Genomic DNA, 19,539 nt, shown 5'->3' with positions numbered 1-19,539 from the left:
ATACCAATTAAAATAAATATCAATCAAAAACTCACCGCTTGGAGTGTCAAATGCTGGTTACTTTTGTATCACAATGTCAAAAAAACGCCCTAAAACGCACTCGGCGGATTTTAGATACTTTTGCAAATCGCATTGGCGATAACGTGTGGCAAACGCCGATTACCGAAGAGGGACTTGAGACGGTAAGAAGACTGCTTAAGGCATCGGCGACCAAATCCACCGCCGTCAGCTGTCATCGTATCCGCACTCGCAAGCACACCCAGCTGGTGTGGGTGGTGGGCAACCGCAAACAATTTGACACTCAAGGCTGGGTGGCGGTCAATCGCACCAAGCGGTCTATTTTGCACAACGAATGGGAGAATAATTGGCAAAGGCTCAATGCAATAACGCTTGTTAGCACCTTAGCGGCGTTGTTGCACGACATTGGCAAATCAAACAATGGTTTTCAGCATAAACTATTTCACCCAAGCAAAGCAGGCGACCCCTACCGCCACGAATGGTTGTCGTTAAAGCTGTGGGTGTGGCTGATAAAAGATTGCCAAACCGACCAAGCGGTATGGCAACGATTACAAACGATTGATGAATTTTTGACAAGCCAACAGCTGACTGCCAACACCTTGCAAACCGCCATTGAACCAAACCAAATTGAACCAAGCGAGTTTGACCGTCTACCGCCTGTCGCCCAATGGATAGCGTGGCTGATTGTTACACATCACCGCCTACCGCCTTTGGAGACGTATTTTTTTAAAGCTAAGCAAAAAGATGAATATTTAAAGGTGGACAACCGTTATTTTAAACGCAATTTGACTAGCTACTATCAAAAATATCTCAAAGCCTACGATTATTGGGTCAAAAATCCAGCGTCCTTTGAGATAATGACCCAAGAACAATTATCAGAGTTTTTTTGCTTTAATGAGCTTGTGCTATACAGTCCAGATTGGCAAAAACAGCTCAAACGCTATGCCAAAAAAGCCGAACAAGATACGGTTTTGGGGCAACTTTCCAAGCTTGCCAGTCAAGCAAATACCGCCATTGCCGACCCTTTTTTGCTGATGCTCTCAAGGCTTAGCCTTATGGTCGGCGACCACAATTATTCTAGCCTAACCAAAGAAGACACCGCACGGCGAGTCAAAGGCAGTCAAGATTGGCAAAATAAGCTGATTGCCAATACCGACCGCAAAACAGGGCAAGCCAATCAGTCTCTTGATGAGCATTTGCTTGGCGTGGCTCAGTTTACCGCCCAATTTTGCCGCCGTTTGCCCATTTTACATCAACAGTTACCACGGCTTAGCAATCACGAACCACTGGCAAAAAACACCGCCAATCAGCGATTTGCTTGGCAAAATCACGCCTTTAAATTGGCACGCAGTCAAAGCGAACTTGCCCAAACGCACGGATTTTTTGGCGTTAATATGACATCAACAGGGGGTGGCAAAACCATTGGCAACGCTCGTATTATGTATGCCCTTGCCAATCCCAAAACAGGGGTGAGACTTAGCATTGCGTTGGGTTTGCGTGTTTTGACCTTGCAAACAGGGCAAAGTTTTCGCCAAAACTTACAGTTGGACGACAGACAATTGGCGGTTTTGGTCGGCGGACACGCCCATAAACAACTGTTTGAGTTAAAAACAGAATCGGTAGACGATGACGGCAACAATTCTTTTGCCCAATTGGGTAGTGAGTCGGCACAAAATCTCGTTGATGATTGGGTAGACGGTGATGATTATGATGAGGTGCTAGAGGAGCTAAATTTGGGCACTGTCATCAAAGACAACACATCTCGCCAATTGCTCGCCTCGCCGATTGTGGTTTGTACCATTGACCATTTAATGCAAGCGTCAGAATGCCAGCGAGGGGGCAAATACATCGCTCCAATGCTTAGGCTATTTAGCGGTGATTTGATTATTGATGAGCCTGATGATTTTGACCAAAACGACTTGCCCGCCTTGTCTCGGCTTATTCATTTGGCGGGCTTATTTGGTTCAAAGGTGCTGTTGTCATCGGCAACATTACCACCTGATATGCTGACAGGGCTGTACCAAGCGTATTTGGCAGGGCGAGTGATTTATAATCAGCAGTTTGGTTATGCCAGTCCCAAGGTGGTTTGTGCGTGGTTTGATGAAAACCATTGCCACAGTGAATCGCTTGACAACGCCAGCGATTTTACCGCTTGGCATAAAAAATTCACCACAAAACGCACGCAATTTTTGGCAAAATTACCGCCCAGACGAATGGCACAAATTTTACCGCTTTCGCCAACATACAACAGCGAAAATCAAGCACAGTTTTATCAGGCATTGGCTTGGCAACTGTTGAATTACGCCCATTCATTTCATCAGCAACACCACTTATCCGCCAATGGCAAAAAAGTAAGCGTTGGGCTTATCCGTATGGCAAACATTCAGCCGCTGATGCAGCTTGCCCAAGCAATTCATCAGCTTTGCCCACCGCTTGCTAATTTATCGGCTAACTTGTCCACCAAACCGCCAGCAGATACCATAGACCCTACCGCCATTGCTCTGACAAGCTTTGATGACAGCGATAGCCATTTTTATTTGTGCTGTTATCACTCCCAGCAGGTACTGGCACTAAGAAATCGTTTGGAAAATCGCCTTGATGCCCTACTCAATCGGCAAAATGCCAGCGACCAAGACATCATAGAACGTGCCGACATTGCTCACGCCATTGGCAAAAATCCGCACAAGACCCACCATATTTTTATCGTGCTTGCCACCGCTGTGGCGGAAGTTGGGCGAGACCATGATTATGATTGGGCAATCGTTGAACCCAGTTCAATGCGGTCAATCATTCAGCTGGCAGGGCGTGTGTGGCGACATCGTCCAGACAAAATCGCAAGCTGTGCCAATATTGGCATTTGGCAATACAATATCCAAGCTTTAAAAAGCCAGCACACCAACCCAAACACCAGTCAAGTTGTATTTAGCAGACCTGGGTTTGAAAGCCAGCAACATAAGCTTGACAGCCACGATATGAGCGATTTAATCCCCCAAAGCACCCTACAAAAACTAGATGCCACAAGCCGTATAGAACAATCGGCTACCCCCAAGCCCACAACCAATTTGGCGGATTTGGAGCATCAAGTTATGGCGGATTTGATGAACAACTCTCGCTTTAATGTGGTCAATGCCTATTTTAAAGACGCACACACCGCCAATCGCAGTCATACGCATTTAAGCGGTCTGACCCCATTTCGCTCAGGGCGTGCCAATGTTAGCTACATTATCAAACCTAATGATTTTAAACCCGATGAAATGAAGCCCAATGATGACACCTTTAACGTCTATCACGCCGACAGCGTCAAGCACTATGGGCTATCTGGTAGCAATACAGAAAACAGCGTGATTGAGCCTTATGTTATGGCAACCACCAGTCCTTTTGTCAGTGTGTGGCTGGACAGTCATTTACAGCAAGTGTTGATAGAGCTTGAGCATCGGTTTGTAGAGCTTAGCCCAAATTCTGTGGTGATACGTTTTTCCAACATTGCCTTAGCAACCCAGCAAAACAATAAAACCCAACAAAGCTATTATTTTGATGAACGCTTTGGCTGTTGGAAAAAGTTTAACTAAGCTAATTTGGTAATGATGTATTTTTAATAATATTTTGATTTATTTTAATTTTAATAAAAGGTAAGAACAGAAATGAGCAAACAAAGCAAGATTGAGCAGATAAGTAGCGAACAAATCAAAGATGCCATTCAAGCATTTTTAACCGCTCAATACGACAAAAAAACCAAAACAGAACAAAAACAGCTGGAAAAAGCCATAGAAGATAACGACGTGGCAACAATCGCCAAAATCAATGAGACCTTACAGCCCATAAAAGACAAATATCAAAAAGATGTTTGGTTGAGCGATGCAGCCGACCGAATGGCAAATCAACTGAGCTTTGGTACACATATTTCAAAGGGTATTCATTCCAGCTCAAAAGGTGATAATCTAATTTTTGATGTTAAAAATAATCACAATTTCGCAGGACACCACAGCCTAGCAAAACCAGCGATTGATGCCAGTGGTAACGCAGCTGCTTTGCCGTTATCCGCATTTCTTAATTTTGTGGTGGTCAATGATATAACAATAGGACAGTTAATTTTAAAACAACACCCCGCCCTAACAGCGGTATTACACAGCAACCCTCAAGAAGCCAAAAGACTAAAAGACATTTTTTATCAAGTGGCGTTAAGTCAAATCATAAACCCAAAAACAGACGAGCGAAACAAACAAATCTTGTGGGCGATAGAAGATGATTATATTTGTTTGGTGCCTTTGTATCCTGTTTCACTAACCAATCATTTTTATAATCAAGTGCAAAAAATGCGTTTTTCAGATGAAAACAACACAACAGCCAGAAAAAACCGCAACAAAGACAATGAAATTCAAAAAAGCTACCCAACCATTCATAATCTAGCTGTGGTTAATATTGGTGGCAGTAACCCACAAGGGGTGAGCCAACTGATGAGCAAACAAGGCGGATGCAACTATCTGTTGCCATCAATGCCCCCTGCTTTTCGTCAATCAAAAGATATTCGCTTATCACGCAGTGCCAAAAGTTTTTTTGATGCCAAAGCCTTGCAATACCAAGCTAAAGACGCTTTGCACGCCTTATTTAATCTCATTAAAACCAATTATAACAACGTCAATATTAGAAACGCTCGCAAAGCGATTTTGTCAGACATTGCCTATCACGTGTTGAGTTTGGGCGAAACCTTGCAAGCCATACGCCCTGCAGGCTGGAGCAAGGATTATCACCATTTGCCAATGCACCAAAAATACTGGCTTGACCCCAAGCGTGCCAGCTTAGACGGTGAAGAAGACTTTAAAAACGCCAGAGCAAGCGACAACTGGCAACGTGCCATAGAGATTGATTTTGCCCATTGGTTGCAAGGCATTTTAAAAAGTGAATTTAAAGCCGTTGCCCACGATTTTGCCGACCCTGAGCATAACGAGTGGCGACGTGAAATGGACAACGAAATCAAAAAAGCCCTAAGACTGGGCAAAGGAGAATGGGTATGAGCTTTATTTATCCAAACTTAGAATGCGTGGGTTATTTATTGGTCAATCGCATTAAAATCAACAATGCCAATGCCATATCTAGCCCATTGACTTACGGTTTTCCTGCCATTACAGGTTTTACAGGGGCAATCCACGCTTTAAGCCGAAAAATAGGCGATATTGACGGATTAAACAACGTGCGGTTGGACGGTGTGTTAATCGCTTGCTTTGATTGCCAACCGCAAATCTATCGTGAAAGCGATTATAAAGATTTTAGCTTTATCCAAACTCGCAACCCAATCAAAAAAGACGGCAAAACCGCCTCTATCATTGAAGAAGGTCGCTGTCATTTGACCGTGTCTTTGGCAATTGGCGTTTATGCCGATGATGATTTAAGCGACGATGAACAAACCAAACTTACCGCCAGCGTTTGGCGACTGATACAACAGCAACGCATTGCTGGCGGTAGTGTGGTGGGCTTAGCTTATAACAATCCTGTGCAATTTTATAAAGGTGCTGATGTGAATGAAATGACCCCTTACTTATTGCCTGCCTTTGTGCTGATTGATGCCTTTGAGCAGTTGCAGGCGATAACCAGCGAGCTAAAAGCCAATGACCCCACCACCACCGCTTTGGATGCCCTGCTTGAAACTGCCACGCTCCACCACATTCCAAGTGATGAGACAGGGCGTGAATGGACGACAACCAGCGTCAAAAAAGGGCGTGGCTGGCTTGTACCAATCCCTGTAGGCTATCAGGCGATTTCACCGCAATTTGACCAAGGACAAATGCAACACAGCCGTAATAACCAATATCCCAGTCAATATGTAGAGTGCATTTATAGCCTTGGCAAATGGGTTTTCCCCCATTCTATTGAGCATCTTGCCCGTGCCTTTTGGTATCAAAAATACGATGCCGAAAATGGGTTGTATTTGGTTGCACAAACGGATTAATGATTATTGAATTGATAATTGTTGATAGGCAATTTTAGCCAAGTTATTTTTTAGTTTATTTTAGTTTTATATCTTAACCTCACGCCATTATATAGGAGAACGATTATGGCAAATTTAAAAACCGCTTCGGTGTTGGCTTTTGAACGTGTTTTGGATATTTCTGATGCGTTTTTGTGGCAAAAAGACAGCCAAAACCCAAGCAATCCCCCAAGCATTGTTGGCGTAAAAGAAAAATCGGTGCGTGGCACAATCAGCAATCGGCAAAAAAACACCGTTGCCAATGACCCTGCCAAATTAGATGCCAAAATAGAAAGCCCCAACCCACAAACCGTGGACGCCAGCAGTCTTGATGAAAGCAATGACACGCTGATTGTCAAATTCACCTGCAAGGTGTTGCCCTTTACAGGCAAGCCCAACGTTTGTAATGACCAAGATTATGGGCAAGCCTAATGGCGGTTGTTGATGATTATAAGCAAAATCAAGGGCTGGGTGAGCTTGCCAAACGCTATGCCACCAACATTGCCAATGCCCGCTTTTTGTGGCGTAACCGTGTTGGGGCAGAAAAAATCACCGTCAGCGTGCATTTTGACAACCAAACCCTAACCTTTAACGCCAAAGAATTTGATTTAAATACATTTAATCATAACAACAGCGAATTAACCCAACTGTCGCAATGGATTGAGCAAGGGTTAAATGGTGAAAAATTTGTGATTTTATCGGTGGAAGCTCACGCCCAAATTGGCTATGGTCAAGAGGTCTATCCGTCTCAAGAGCTGATATTGGGTATAAGCAAAGATGATAATAAAAGCAATAAAAGCAAGGTTTTATACCGTGTCGGCGATGTCGCCAAAAACCACGCAGGAATGCACTCACAAAAAATCAGCAACGCCATTCGCACCATTGACAACTGGTATCCCAATGCCGAATTTCCCATTGCTGTCGAACCCTATGGTGCGGTAACCACGCTTGGCACCGCATTTCGCCAGCCCAAACAAAAGCAAGATTTTTATACTTTGTTTGATAACTGGGTATTAAAAGGCGATAAACCTGACGTGGATGCACAGCATTATATTATGGCGGTGCTGATTCGTGGTGGTGTGTTTGGTGCCAGTGGCAAGGAGTAAGCGATGACGGTTTATCAAGAAATCACTTTGATTGCCAACGCTGACATTTCGCCTTACTTCTTATGGAGTAAGGTGATGACCCAGCTGCATATCGCCTTGGCAAACATCAAAAACAAGCACGGTATCAACACCATTGGTATCAGCTTCCCCAATTACCGCTATGAACAAAAAAACGGTAAAACCTTTGCAAGCCTTGGCGATAAAGTGCGAATTTTTGCCCAAAGCGAAGATGACTTGGACAAACTGGCATTGCCCCTGCGGCTGGCATGGCTGATTGATTACATTCACCTAACCACCATAAAACCTGTGGGGAATAAAGCCACCGCACAGGTTATTGTCAAGCGCTACCGTCCTGTTAATTTTGAAAAACAAGTACGAGAATTTGCTGAGTTTAGGGGAATTAGCTTACAGGAAGCACGGCAACATTGCTTAGAGTATAAAAAACCTAATCAGTTCTATCCTTATATAACCCTAACCAGTCAGACCAATGAACATCCGTATCAACTGTCTATCTGGCAAGAAAAGATTCCCTTAGATGGTTTTAGCGATAAAAACGCGACATTTAATAGTTATGGGTTAAATAATATGAGCAGTAATGTAGCGCTCCCACATTGGTAGGTTATATTCTTATTTTTAACTCTGTTAAGGCGCTAGATTTTTCCTAAAAACTGAGGGTATTGCTTTAAAAAAACTTCTTTTTCTAGATAAGAGGTTTGTGTTCCTAAACGCGTTACAGAGTCAGCGGCATAATGTGTTGCAACCATGATTGCCTGCTCTATATCCCCTTTAGATTTTACATAGACATTTGCAAAACAACCAATAAAGGCATCACCAGCGCCAGTGGTGTCTTTTGCATGAACCTTAACGGGTGCAAAAAATTGTTCATGCCCATCTTGAGAAAGCCATAACACGCCACGCTGTCCTAATGTAACAATTACATTTCTCACTCCTGCATCTTGCAGTATGGCGGCAGCATTTTTAATCTCTTCTTCTGTTTCAACACGCTTTCCCGTTAATAATGAAAGCTCTGTTTCATTTGGCACAATAAACTCACAACTTTTAACTTTATCTAATATTAAATCAGGTTGGGCGGGTGCTGGATTGAGCAGAACAGGAATTTGATGCTCTTTCCCAAAATAAATGGCTGCATAAACCGTTTCTATTGGAATCTCTAATTGCAATACAATAAGCTGACATTGTTTAATATCTTCAGCTGCAGCTTGAATATCATCACTGCTTAAAAAATTATTTGCTCCCTTTGCAATCAAAATAGAATTATGAGATTGTGTGTTGACAAAAATAGGCGCTACGCCACTAGAAGCCTCTGTTTTTAATACATAGCGCGTATTGATGCCGTTTTGTTCAAAATTGGCAATTGTCGTATCAGAAAAATATCATTACCCACGCGCGTTAACATCAAAACCTCAGAGCCCAAGCGCGCGGCAGCAATGGCTTGATTGGCGCCTTTGCCCCCACACCCCATTTTAAAATCTATTGCTTCTAAAGTTTCTCCTTGTAGAGGCATTCGGGTAATATAAGAAATTAAATCCACCATATTAGAACCAATTACAGCAATATCCATCTTCTTACACCTCAATCTTATAAAAACATCCCTCATTTTAGAGTATTTTTGTTTCTGATTGTTAGTTAGTTAAATCATTTAAAGTCTATTGCGGTTAAATATTTATAGATATTTTGTGGTCTATAAAAACGGTACAGATATTGGGATAATGTTTTGGTTATTGAAATAATAATTTATAAAAAAACTGAGCTTAAAAAAAATGCTTAAGCTCAGTTCTGTCTTCACCAATAAAGTTTAGAATTCTACTTTTTTAAATTATCTGGATTAACATCTGTAAAATCTGTTTCACCTGTTAATGCCAAGTCTGCTTGTAAGCGCTCATAAATTGCAGACCCAATTCCACTGACATTAGTGAGTTCTTCAAGTGCTGTAAAATCACCATTGGCCTCACGATATTCAATAATCGCTTGCGCTTTCACTTCCCCAATTCCTTTGAGCATCATTAATTCATCGAGCGTAGCCGTATTAATATTTACTTTAGCAAAAGCCATTGCGCTGCTTAACCCAAATAGAGCAATCAAGCTAACTTTTAACATCTCAGTCCTCCTCTTTTTAACTATCTGAACCTATTCAAGAAAACCTCTTTAATAAAAGAAGTTTAATTATCATAAATAAATTATTGTTAAAAATCAATTTTTTAATTTATGTTTTTAAATAGGACTTTTCTTAAGGGCTCATTGCCTAAAGAGGCAAAGAGATGTCTTACAGTTGACGCAGTTGCTCTGCAAAAAGTGTGGCGCGCCAGCCTTTTTTTACAGGATTATCTTGTTCAGGTTGAGCGCAGAGTTGGCGCAGTTGTCTATTAGAAGCTAATAAGTCGGGCGCAATGTTAAGCGCGATGGCGCAATCTTGGCGAAATTGTAGCAATTGCTGATAGCGTTGCTTATGGGCAGGACTGAGCTTTGTAGCTTGTGGGCGCATAGGGGGATAGACAGTATCCAGTTGGCTAAAACCTTCAATAAGCATTTGGTTTGCAGTCCATAGCAGATGCTTGGGCGCAAGAAGTTCTGCAAGTGATTCAATCGTGTTAGGGCGTTGTTTGGCAAGGTCAATAATAAAACCATCTGATGCGATTTTGCGACGGGGTAAGTCGCGTTGTTGCGCAACTTGCTCTCGCGCTTGTACTAAAATACTGGCAATCGTTATTTCAATACCCCGTAGTTTTGGGGAGGAATCTAGATGATACCAATGGTAGTGATATTGGTTGTGCGTTTGTGTGGTTTGCAATAAATGCTCACATTCTTGTTGCCACCAGTCAAGGCGTTTTAGGCGTTGCAAATCAGCGCATAGAAGTGGGTAAAGTTGAGATAAATAGTAAACATCTTCAGCTGCATAACGCAGTTGTGCATTAGTTAATGGGCGTTTAAGCCAATCGCTTCTGGTTTGCGCTTTGCTTAAATGAACGCCTAGGTAGTGCGCAACAATCTCGGCATAGCTGGCATATTGCTTGGGTTGAATGAGCGCAAAGCCAATTTGCGTATCGTGATAACTTTTTGGGACTGCGCCCGTGTAAAGATAGATGAGTTCTAAATCTTGGCGCCCCGAATGCATAACAATGGGCGCAGGATGATTAAGCAGGATTGACCAAGGCAGGCTTTGTGAACTTAAAGGGTCATAAAGATGGGTATTATTTTGCTCTGGCTGGTGGAGTTGTAGTAAAGCAAGTTTGGGGTAGTAATTTTTTTCACGCACAAACTCGCTGTCATAACTAATAAAACGCGGTGTAAAAACCGCGTTGGGTTGAGCGAATTGATAAGCGACTCTACTCACTTTTGAAATAGTTTTACGCTGTCTTCAATGGCTTTTTTAGCAGCTTGTGCATCTTTCCAGCCTTCTATTTTGACCCATTTGCCTGATTCTAGCGCTTTGTATTGCTCAAAAAAGTGCTGAATTTGTTGGCGTGTCAGCTCTGGAATATCTTCTAGCGCGTTGATTTCATTATAGACAGGGCAGATTTTTTAGTCGGCACAGCAAGCAATTTAGCATCGCCTCCTTTTTCATCGCTCATCTCCAAAACCCCTAAGGCGCGACATTGCACAACGCAACCTGCAATGAGAGGGAAAGGCGTTAAGACCAATACATCCAGTGGGTCGCCATCATCGCATAAAGTGTTGGGAATATAGCCATAATTTGCAGGATAGCTCATTGCTGTGCCCATGAAACGATCTACAGCTAATGCGCCACTTTCTTTATCAATTTCATACTTAACAGGACCACTACCGCTGGCAATTTCAATAACGACATTAAAAGATTCGGGTAAATTATCGCCCGCGCTCACGTGTAATAAACTCATCATTTGCTCCTAATAAATTGGTTGAATCAAGACTTGTAAGGGCGAAAAGCTATCATGAATTAGCGATTGATGGAATAGTGGCGCTAAATTGTTCGGCGTTATTGAGGGGGTTGTTGCTTAAGTTCTGGGCTTTGGTTATAATCGCGCGCCTTGTTTGCTTTAGCTAATGCAAACATCTCCTTGCCGTCAGTAGAGGGCTATTTTTTTATCCATAAGGAGTCTTTAATGAGACATTATGAAATTGTATTTTTAGTTCACCCAGATCAAAGTGAACAAGTCAATGCCATGGTAGAGCGTTATCGCAATACAATTGAAGCGGCAAACGGTAAAGTGCATCGCTTTGAAGATTGGGGACGTCGCGTGTTGGCATATCCAATTGAGAAATTGGTTAAAGCGCATTATGTATTAATGAACATTGAATGTGATGCGGCAACGCTGGAAGACTTAGAAAGTAACTTCCGTTTTAATGATGCGGTATTGCGTCATTTAACGATTCGTCGTGATGAGGCGATTACTGAAGCCTCACCCATGATGCAAGAAAACAACAAACAATAAGGAGTTTATTATGCCACGTCGTAGAGGTTGCCGTTTTACTGCTGAAGGAATCAATGAAATTGATTACAAAGATTTGAATACCTTGAGAAATTATATTACTGAAGTTGGCAAGATTGTGCCAGCTCGCATTACTGGAACCAGTGCTTTTTATCAGCGCCAATTGGCGAGTGCGGTTAAGCGCGCGCGTTTTCTTGCATTATTGCCTTACTCAGATAGTCATTAATAGGAGGCATTTATGGAATTAATTTTATTAGAAAAGATTGCTGGATTGGGAGAGTTGGGCGATAAGGTAAGTGTGAAAGCAGGCTATGGTCGTAACTTTTTAATTCCTTCTGGCAAAGCGACTGAAGCTACAGCGGCTAATTTGAAAGCTTTTGAAGCGCGTCGTGCAGAACTTGAAAAACAACAGGCTGAAAAATTAGCGGATGCGCAAAATCGCGCTAAAGCTCTGGATGGTCAAGTGTTAACTGTTGAAGCTAAATCAGGCGATGAAGGTAAATTATTTGGTTCTGTTGGCCCGCAAAATATTGTTGAAGCAGCCCAAAAACAAGGATTTACACTTGAGAAACACGAGGTCTTGATGCCTCATGGCACAATCCGTGAATTGGGTGAATTCCCAATTGATTTGAAATTATTTGGCGATACACAATGCCAAGTGATTGTTAAAGTTGTGAGCGAATAATCCACAAAATGGCAATGAGCTTAAAAATGGTATGTTCATTGTGATTTTTAGCATGTATTTGCTTAAAGCCCGCTTAGGCGGGTTTTTTATTGGGTTTTTATTATGGCTGTTTTGAGGTGATTGTTTTGTATAGTCGAAGAATTGAAAAAGTATTACGGCGTTGGCTCGCCTTGCCGTACTATCTGTACTGTCTGCGGCTCGCCGCCTTGTACTACTTTTTCACTTCTCCAACTATATAAAGATAAAAAGGTGGCGGTGCTTTTGTGTTAGAAGAGGGCGCATTCAATATTTTGATTTCTACGTGTTGTGGCGTGTTGGATAGGTTGGGTTTTGTGTTATGTTGAGTGATTTTAGCTGCATTTTTGGGTTGTTAGATAGGGGGTCAGATGGATGAGATGAATCGAGTAAAGGAAGCGCCAAAATCGCGTGAGGCGGAGCAGTCGGTTATTGGTGCGTTGCTTTTGGATAATTTGGCGTGGGAGCGGTTGGCAGACAAGGTTCAGGCAAGCGATTTTTTCTTTCAAAATCATCGTATTATTTTTTCTGCAATGATGGCTTTGGCCTCTCAAGATAAGCCATTTGATGTGGTTACTTTGGTGGATTATTTGCGCAGTGAGGAGCGTTTGGAGGAGGGCGGGGGGGCGGGATTATATCCGCCAGTTGGGCATAGAGACGCCGAGTTCTGTGAATGTGGCGGCATATGCAGATATTGTGCGACAAAAGGCGATTTTGCGGGAGTTGATTGGGGCGTCGGGGGAGATTGCAAATAGTGCTTTTTTCCCTGAGGGGCGCGATGTGAAGGCGCTGTTAGATGGTGCGGAGCAGAAGGTTTTTAGTATTGCCAATAAGTATCGCAATGATGAGCGCGAGGGTTTTCAGCCGATGCGTTATGCCACTACGGAGGCGGTGCGTTATATTCAGGAAGTGGGGCGTTTGGGAACGGGCATTACGGGATTTGCCACGGGTTTTGATAAGCTTGATGAAATGACAGCTGGATTGCAACCAGGAGATTTGGTGATTGTTGCAGCGCGTCCGTCAATGGGGAAAACAACTTTTTCAATGAATATTGTGGAAAATATTGCGCTGGGATTGCAAAAACCAGCGGCGGTTTTTTCTTTGGAAATGCCTGCTAGGATGTTGGCGATGCGGATGTTGGCGGCGCAAAGTGGGATTGATTTGGGGTTGCTCTCTAAAGGGAAGGTGGAAACAGGGGTGCAGCGGGCGCGTTTTACTGAAGCAACAAAGACGTTGAATAAGGCGCCTATTTTTATTGATGATGGTTCGAATTTATCGCCTATGGAGTTGCGGGCGCGGGCGCGGCGTTTGTATCGTCAGCAGGGGGAGCTGGGGGTTATTTTGGTGGATTATTTGCAGTTGATGAGTTTGCCAGATTCTACGGAAAATCGCGCGACGCAGATGTCGGAGATTTCGCGGTCGTTGAAGTTGTTGGCAAAGGAATTAAATGTGCCAGTGATTGCGTTGTCGCAGTTAAATCGTAGTGTGGAGTCGCGGGGGATAGCGCCCAGTGATGTCGGATATTCGTGAATCAGGGGCAATTGAGCAGGATGCTGATTTAATTATGTTTATTTATCGTGATGAGGTGTATAACGATAAAACAGAACATCGCGGTGTTGCTGAAATTATTATTGGTAAGCAGCGTAATGGCCCGATTGGGAAGGTGTTTTTATCGTTTAATGGCGCAAGAAGTAAATTTGGCAATTTATCAGGGGCGAATTATGAGCGTTATTATCAGGGTGGGGATGAGTAGCTGATGCGTCCGTTGGTAAAAGTGCTGGATTTAAAGGCGTTGCGTGAAAATGTGGCGGTGTTGCAGGCGCATGCGGGAGGGGCGCAGTTGATAGCGGTGGTGAAGGCAAATGCGTATGGGCATGGGATGGCGGAGGTGTTGCCGGCATTGTCTGAGGTGGCGCAATTGGCGGTTGCTAGTGTGGATGAAGCGTTAGCGCTTCGTGCGTTGGGGGCTTCTCAGGCGGTGGTGTTGCTGGAGGGGGTGTTTTCTTTTGAGGCGCTGGCGATATGTGCGCGCTATGATTTCATTGTGATGGTGCATCATTTGCCTCAGTTGGTGTGGCTGGAGCGTTGGGCGCAGGGAGCTCGATTGGGGGAGCGGTTGCGGGTGTGGGTGAAGGTCGATAGTGGGATGCACCGTTTGGGTTTTGCGCCTCAGGAGGTGTCGCAGGTGGCTGAGCGTTTGGCTGGGTTGTCGGCTGTGGTGTGTTTGGGGGTGGCGACGCATTTTGCTTGTGCTGATGAGGTGGATTTGCTTCCCACGCATCAGCAGTTGGCGGTGATGGAGGGATTGACTTTGCCTCGCGGATGGGCGCGTTGTTATGCTAATTCGGCGGCGCTGTTGCGGGGGGTGGCGGTGGATTGTGAATGGGTGCGGGCAGGGTGGCGTTGTATGGGATGTCACCTTTTGCTGGGGTGGGTGCGCAGGAGTTGGGGTTGCAGGCGGTGATGCATTTGCAGACGCAGATTTTGGCGGTACATGCGCTGGAGGCTGGGGAGGGTGCAGGGTATGGTTTGGGGTTTGTTGCGCCAACGGCTGGATGGGTGGCGGTGATTGCGTTGGGCTATGGCGATGGGTTTTCGCGTGGGATTGTCAGTGGGGCGGTGCAGGTGCGTATTGGTGGGCGGTGTTTTGCGATTGTGGGGCGGGTGGCGATGGATATGTGTTTGGTTTGGCTGGGGGGAGGCGCGATTTGAGGTGGGGGAGGCGGTTACGGTGTGGGGAGATGGGCATGCGATTGAGGCGCGTGCGCTGGAGGCTGGGACGATTGTTTATACGCTGACTACGAGCTTGATGGCGCGGGTGCGCACGGAGGTGATTGATGGCTAAGGCAAAATCGCGGTTTGTGTGTAATGAATGTGGTGCGGTTTATCCAAAATGGCAGGGGCAGTGTCATGAGTGTGGGCAGTGGAATACGTTGGTGGAGGAGGTGGTGGCGCAGGAGAAGAAGGGCGCGCCCCGTTCGGTGCAGGATGGGGGATATGCTGGGGTGGCGGCTGGGGTGGTGCAGTCGTTGGATGCGGTGGATTTGGTGCGGGAGTCGATTACGCCCAGTGGGATTAGTGAGTTTGATCGGGTGCTGGGGGGGGGATTGGTGCATGGGAGTGTGGTGTTAATCGGCGGAGACCCTGGGATTGGGAAGTCGACTTTGTTGTTGCAGACGGTGCATCATTTGTCGTATCAAGTGCGTTGTTTGTATGTGAGTGGGGAGGAATCTCCGAGTCAGATTGGGTTGCGTGCTGAGCGCTTGGGGCTTGAGCGTAAGCAGATTGTGCTTTATGCCGAGACGCAGGTGGAGCGCATTATTGCAACGGCGCTGGCAGAGCGTCCTGATGTGTTGGTGGTGGATTCGATTCAAACGCTTTACAGCGAGGCGCTTTCAGCAGCGCCTGGTTCGGTGAGTCAGTTGCGTGAGTCGACAGCGCAGTTGGTGCGTTTTGCAAAAATGAGTGGGACGACGGTGTTTTTGATTGGGCATGTAACCAAAGAGGGCGCCATTGCAGGACCAAGGGTGTTAGAGCATATGGTGGATACGGTTTTGTATTTTGAGAGTGAGGCGGGGAGTCGCTTTCGTATGTTGCGCGCGATTAAAAATCGCTTTGGTTCGGTCAATGAGCTGGGGATGTTTGCTATGTTGGAATCGGGATTGAAGGCGGTGAATAATCCGTCGGCGATTTTTTTGAGTCGTCCTGAGGGGGAGCATGCTGGGAGTGCGATTATGCCAGTGTGGGAGGGGAGTCGTGCGTTGTTGGTGGAGGTGCAGGCGTTGGTCGATGAGAAGGGTGGAGGGTATGCCAGACGGGTTACGCAGGGGTTAGATGGGGGGCGGTTGGCAATGTTGTTGGCGGTGTTGCATCGCCATGGTGGGATTGCGATTCATGATATGGATGTGTATTTAAATGTGGTGGGGGGGCTGAAAATTACGGAGACGGCGGCGGATTTGGCGGTTGTGGCAGCGGTGTTTTCAAGTTTTAAAGGGCGTGCGTTGCCATTAGACTGGGTGATTGGTGGGGAGATTGGATTGTCGGGGGAGTTGCGTCCAGTGATTAATGGGCAGGCGCGGATTAAGGCTGCTGAGCAACATGGGTTTAAGCATATTGTATTGCCAAAGGCGAATGTTTCACGTGAGACGGTGTCGGGCTTGACGGTGCATGGGGTGAGTCATATCGGGCAGGTGTTGGCGTTATTAGAAGAGAGGATGTAGAAATGCGTGAGAAAATTGATTTGGCAGTTTTTCCAGTGGCTGGGTTTGGAACGCGTTTTTTGCCTGCAACAAAGGCAAGCCCAAAGGAGATGTTGCCGATTGTGGATAAGCCTTTGATTCAATACGCTGTAGAAGAGGCTTACGCAGCAGGAATTCGCACGATGATTTTTGTAACAGGGCGCAATAAATGGTCTATTACAGAGCATTTTGATATTGCTTATGAGTTGGAAAATGAGTTGCGGGTGCGTGGGAAGGCGGAGTTTTTGCAGGTGGTGGAGGGCGTTAAACCGCGGGATATGCAGGTGGTGTTTATTCGTCAGGAGTTGGCGTTGGGATTGGGGCATGCGGTATTGTGTGCAAGTCCTGTGGTGGGGGAGCGAGCGTTTGCGGTATTGCTGGCAGATGATTTGTTGGTGTGTGAGCAAAAACCAGTGCTTAAACAAATGGTGGAGGTATTTGAAGCGCAACAACAGGCGGTGTTGGGGGTGATGGAAGTGCCACGCGAGCAGACGCAGCGCTATGGCATTATTACGGCTGGCGCGCAGATTAATCAGCGGTTGTGTACGGTGCAAGCAGTGGTGGAAAAGCCAGCTCCTAACGTGGCGCCCTCTACTCAGGCGGTGATTGGGCGTTATATTTTACCTGGGCAAGTGATGCAGATTTTGCAACATACGCCAGAGGGCACAGGTGGAGAGATTCAGCTAACCGATGCAATTGCGCAGTTGATAGAGCAACAAACAGTGTTGGCTTATCGTTTTGAAGGTAAGCGCTATGATTGCGGCGATAAATTGGGATATTTGCAGGCGAATGTGGAGATGGGATTAAAACATCCGCAGTTGGGAGCGCAATTTGCGCAGTACTTGCAGGAATTATCAAGATAATGGGTTTATTTACGGGAGAAAAAAGATGATGGCGTTAGCGCTGGCTATAAATGCTTTATCAAGTTACGCACAATAGGAGGGATTTTAAGAGATAGCGCCTATTCAGGCTTATATAGTCGAAGAATTGAAAAAGTATTACGGCGTTGGCTCGCCTTGCCGTACTATCTGTACTGTCTGCGGCTCGCCGCCTTGTACTACTTTTTCACTTCTCCGACTATACTTATGGAGTGCGTCCTTTTTATTTGTTAGATGATTTGCAGGCGGGCGAGCTAAAAGATAGATTGATGTCCTGCGCAGGACAAGTGCCGCGTCAATCTGATTTTGTAATTGGTCATCGCGGTGCGCCTTTGCAATTCCCCAAACATACAAAAGAATCTTATATTGCCGCAGCGCGTCAAAGTGCAGGGATGCTGGAGTGTGATGTCACTTTCACTAAGGATAAGGCATTGGTTTGTCGTCATGCGCAAAATGATTTGCATACAACGACGAATATTTTAGCAACGCCTTTGGCAGAGAAATGTAGCACACCATTTACCCCTGCAAAATACAATGAGCAGTCATTTTCTTATGATGATATTTTGTTTTGGCTAAAAATGCGGGGGAGTATGGTAAGCAGGCAGTTTTCTTAGATGAGGATTTGCAAACTCAGGCGCGTATTGCACAAATGGCGTCGCTTAAAAAGGATGGCTTAAATTATCTAGCGCCTGCTATTCCAATGTTGTTGCAAAATGACAAGGGAAATATTGTACCGTTTATGCAAATTGCGCAGGATTATAATGCACCATTGTTAAAGGCTTGCTAGAAGAATTGATGTTGTGAGGTAAAGTCTTTGATTGGGATTTTCACTTTGCCAAAATAAAAAGACCTGAGATAAAACTCAGGTCTTTTGTCTTTTTAAGTGCTAGGAATGCTAAGCGCTTATTGGCGAATTCCTTCTCCTGTAATGTAAATTTCAGCTTGTTTTACATAAGAATCTGGGATTTGATAATCGCTTAATGCGATGTTAAACGTTGTTTCAAAACCAGTGCGGTAGTTGCCCCATGGGTCATCACCCTCACCAATTTTATTGACGGGAACGGTGATGGTTTGCGTTTGTCCGTTTAGGGTGAGTTTACCAGTGAGCTGTCCGTCTTGCCATGCGCTAGATTTAAAGCTGGCTTGAGGATGGGCGGCGGTGTTGAGGAAATCTGTACCGCGAAGATGTTTGTTGCGCTCACCGTGGTAGGTGTCGAGTGAATCAGTGTTTAGTGTGAATTCAACGTTGCTAATTTCACCTGTTTCGCTGTCGTAGGTGTATTGACCGCTAAGGTTGTTAAAGGTGCCTAGGATATAGCTGTAATCTAGGTGGGGAACTTTAAACTGAACGATGCTGTGCTCTGGGTCAATTTTATATTGCACAGGCGCTGCATGGGCGCTTAGGCTGTAAAGAGCGCTTAATGCGAGCGCGATGGTAGTTTTTTTAATGTGTTTCATGATGTGTCCTTCCTTTTTGCAAATTCGTTTGGGAGTTTATAGAGATATCGATAATTCTTGGTTACTGTTTTGACATTTGTATTGGTTTTAGAGCATGCGCTTGAGTGTTTTGTCGCGGTCGATGAGGGTATGTTTAAGAGCGCCTAATGCGTGTAGGACGGCAAATAGAATGAGTGCCCAAGCGCTATAAAGGTGAATTTTGCCAAGAGTACGGGCGTAGGCGTCGCTGTCGATAAGAGCTGGGAGGGTAAAGAGGTCAAAGAAGTTGATGCTATTGCCTTTGGCGGTCGCTAGAAGATAGCCCGTAATCAGCATGGTAAGGATGAGAAGATAGAGAAGACCATGCGTGGCATGCGCTAAAATAATTTCCCAGCGTTTGTGGGTTTGAAGAGGGCTGGGTTTTTTTGGATAATGATGGAGAGGAGTCGTAGGAGGGTGATGGCGCTAGGAGGATGCCAATGGCTTTATGGCGCGCAGGCCAAAGATGATAGCCGTTGTCATAGTAGCCTAGGGTGGTCATATAAAGTCCGCTGCCAAAAAGAAATAAAATTAGTGCGGCGCTGAGCCAGTGGATGAGGCGATGGAGGGGGTGATAACGTTCAGTAGAGCTCATGATGTTTACCTTTATTTATAAAAATTTTGCGGATTATAGGGGGTATTTTCGGCGATGTAATTAACAGGCGGTACGATATGCCGGGCTTTTGGGAAAACGTGCTAAGCTTAGGAAATTTTTTGCAATTTCAATAAGAGGT

Annotated in this window: 19 protein-coding genes and 5 pseudogenes; 17 read left to right on the top strand and 7 right to left on the bottom strand. The window is 45.0% G+C overall.

Features of this window, described 5'->3' with window-relative positions; genetic code table 11:
- Nucleotides 1-50 precede the first annotated feature (50 nt).
- From cas3f to cas6f, 5 genes and pseudogenes are all read left to right on the top strand, one after another.
- On the top strand, nt 51-3,587 hold the full coding sequence (cas3f, locus tag A5N84_RS03280; protein ID WP_072281256.1) for a type I-F CRISPR-associated helicase Cas3f: 3,537 nt from the start codon (nt 51-53) through the stop codon (nt 3,585-3,587).
- A gap of 72 nt (nt 3,588-3,659) precedes the next feature.
- Complete coding sequence (gene csy1, locus A5N84_RS03275; protein ID WP_072281255.1) at nt 3,660-5,030, top strand: type I-F CRISPR-associated protein Csy1; 1,371 nt, start codon at nt 3,660-3,662, stop codon at nt 5,028-5,030.
- Nucleotides 5,027-5,962, top strand: coding sequence for a type I-F CRISPR-associated protein Csy2 (gene csy2 / locus A5N84_RS03270; protein WP_072281254.1), 936 nt, complete (start codon nt 5,027-5,029; stop codon nt 5,960-5,962). The genes csy1 and csy2 overlap by 4 nt, the downstream gene beginning before the upstream one ends.
- Nucleotides 5,963-6,067: 105 nt before the next feature.
- Nucleotides 6,068-7,086: pseudogene (gene csy3, locus A5N84_RS03265) on the top strand (type I-F CRISPR-associated protein Csy3).
- Between the two features lie 3 nt (nt 7,087-7,089).
- Nucleotides 7,090-7,704: a type I-F CRISPR-associated endoribonuclease Cas6/Csy4 gene (gene cas6f, locus A5N84_RS03260; protein ID WP_072281253.1), complete on the top strand. Its 615-nt coding sequence runs from the start codon at nt 7,090-7,092 to the stop codon at nt 7,702-7,704.
- Nucleotides 7,705-7,736: 32 nt separating this feature from the next.
- Here cas6f and rbsK read toward each other — a convergent pair.
- From rbsK to ppa, 4 genes and pseudogenes are all read right to left on the bottom strand, one after another.
- Nucleotides 7,737-8,668: pseudogene (gene rbsK / locus A5N84_RS03255) on the bottom strand (ribokinase).
- 242 nt (nt 8,669-8,910) lie between these two features.
- Nucleotides 8,911-9,204 (bottom strand): ComEA family DNA-binding protein, encoded by a 294-nt coding sequence (locus A5N84_RS03250; protein WP_072281252.1) that lies wholly within the window; start codon nt 9,202-9,204, stop codon nt 8,911-8,913.
- A gap of 166 nt (nt 9,205-9,370) precedes the next feature.
- A complete protein-coding gene (locus A5N84_RS03245) occupies nt 9,371-10,438 on the bottom strand; it encodes a ribonuclease D (protein WP_078055540.1) in 1,068 nt (355 codons plus the stop codon).
- Nucleotides 10,435-10,961, bottom strand: a pseudogene (gene ppa / locus A5N84_RS03240) (inorganic diphosphatase). Before ppa ends, A5N84_RS03245 begins: the two are co-directional and overlap by 4 nt.
- Before the next feature lie 225 nt (nt 10,962-11,186).
- Between ppa and rpsF the strand changes: the two are divergent.
- The 12 genes and pseudogenes from rpsF (at nt 11,187) to A5N84_RS11505 (ending at nt 18,116) form a co-directional block, all read left to right on the top strand.
- Nucleotides 11,187-11,516: a 30S ribosomal protein S6 gene (rpsF, locus tag A5N84_RS03235; protein ID WP_072281251.1), complete on the top strand. Its 330-nt coding sequence runs from the start codon at nt 11,187-11,189 to the stop codon at nt 11,514-11,516.
- Between the two features lie 10 nt (nt 11,517-11,526).
- On the top strand, nt 11,527-11,739 hold the full coding sequence (gene rpsR, locus A5N84_RS03230) for a 30S ribosomal protein S18 (RefSeq protein WP_072281250.1): 213 nt from the start codon (nt 11,527-11,529) through the stop codon (nt 11,737-11,739).
- Between the two features lie 12 nt (nt 11,740-11,751).
- Nucleotides 11,752-12,198, top strand: a complete 447-nt coding sequence (gene rplI / locus A5N84_RS03225; protein ID WP_072281249.1) for a 50S ribosomal protein L9 — start codon at nt 11,752-11,754, stop codon at nt 12,196-12,198.
- An 89-nt stretch (nt 12,199-12,287) separates the two neighbouring features.
- On the top strand, nt 12,288-12,437 hold the full coding sequence (locus tag A5N84_RS10220) for a hypothetical protein (protein WP_158008632.1): 150 nt from the start codon (nt 12,288-12,290) through the stop codon (nt 12,435-12,437).
- A 147-nt stretch (nt 12,438-12,584) separates the two neighbouring features.
- Nucleotides 12,585-13,966 (top strand): annotated as a pseudogene (dnaB, locus tag A5N84_RS13305) (replicative DNA helicase).
- Between the two features lie 3 nt (nt 13,967-13,969).
- Nucleotides 13,970-14,677, top strand: coding sequence for an alanine racemase (locus tag A5N84_RS03215; protein ID WP_078055539.1), 708 nt, complete (start codon nt 13,970-13,972; stop codon nt 14,675-14,677).
- Nucleotides 14,626-14,925 (top strand): alanine racemase C-terminal domain-containing protein, encoded by a 300-nt coding sequence (locus A5N84_RS09455; RefSeq protein WP_158008631.1) that lies wholly within the window; start codon nt 14,626-14,628, stop codon nt 14,923-14,925. The genes A5N84_RS03215 and A5N84_RS09455 overlap by 52 nt, the downstream gene beginning before the upstream one ends.
- Nucleotide 14,926: 1 nt before the next feature.
- Nucleotides 14,927-15,058: a hypothetical protein gene (locus A5N84_RS12475; protein ID WP_269844265.1), complete on the top strand. Its 132-nt coding sequence runs from the start codon at nt 14,927-14,929 to the stop codon at nt 15,056-15,058.
- Entirely contained in the window at nt 15,051-16,433 is a 1,383-nt protein-coding gene (gene radA / locus A5N84_RS03210) for a DNA repair protein RadA (protein ID WP_072281248.1), read from the top strand. The genes A5N84_RS12475 and radA overlap by 8 nt, the downstream gene beginning before the upstream one ends.
- A 2-nt stretch (nt 16,434-16,435) precedes the next feature.
- Nucleotides 16,436-17,314 carry a UTP--glucose-1-phosphate uridylyltransferase GalU gene (galU, locus tag A5N84_RS03205; protein WP_072281247.1) on the top strand — a complete coding sequence of 293 codons (879 nt, stop codon included), beginning with the start codon at nt 16,436-16,438 and terminating at the stop codon, nt 17,312-17,314.
- A gap of 170 nt (nt 17,315-17,484) precedes the next feature.
- A pseudogene (locus A5N84_RS11510) lies at nt 17,485-17,865 on the top strand (glycerophosphodiester phosphodiesterase family protein); the annotation flags it as partial.
- A 32-nt stretch (nt 17,866-17,897) separates the two neighbouring features.
- Nucleotides 17,898-18,116, top strand: a complete 219-nt coding sequence (locus A5N84_RS11505) for a hypothetical protein (protein ID WP_143324805.1) — start codon at nt 17,898-17,900, stop codon at nt 18,114-18,116.
- A 116-nt stretch (nt 18,117-18,232) separates the two neighbouring features.
- Here A5N84_RS11505 and A5N84_RS03195 read toward each other — a convergent pair whose 3' ends face one another.
- From A5N84_RS03195 to A5N84_RS09820, 3 genes are all read right to left on the bottom strand, one after another.
- The gene (locus A5N84_RS03195; protein WP_072281246.1) at nt 18,233-18,787 is read right to left on the bottom strand and encodes a YceI family protein; all 555 of its coding nucleotides are present in this window, start codon (nt 18,785-18,787) and stop codon (nt 18,233-18,235) included.
- A gap of 87 nt (nt 18,788-18,874) precedes the next feature.
- A complete protein-coding gene (locus tag A5N84_RS10535) occupies nt 18,875-19,150 on the bottom strand; it encodes a cytochrome b (protein ID WP_332882111.1) in 276 nt (91 codons plus the stop codon).
- Nucleotides 19,059-19,400: a cytochrome b gene (locus tag A5N84_RS09820; RefSeq protein WP_198923751.1), complete on the bottom strand. Its 342-nt coding sequence runs from the start codon at nt 19,398-19,400 to the stop codon at nt 19,059-19,061. Before A5N84_RS09820 ends, A5N84_RS10535 begins: the two co-directional genes overlap by 92 nt.
- Nucleotides 19,401-19,539: the final 139 nt, after the last annotated feature.

Origin of the sequence: Rappaport israeli, assembly GCF_001888055.1 — a bacterium.
Lineage (GTDB): Bacteria > Pseudomonadota > Gammaproteobacteria > Cardiobacteriales > Cardiobacteriaceae > Rappaport > Rappaport israeli.
Note: the sequence above shows the minus strand (reverse complement) of the source record. Positions and strands in the feature narration are given on the sequence as shown.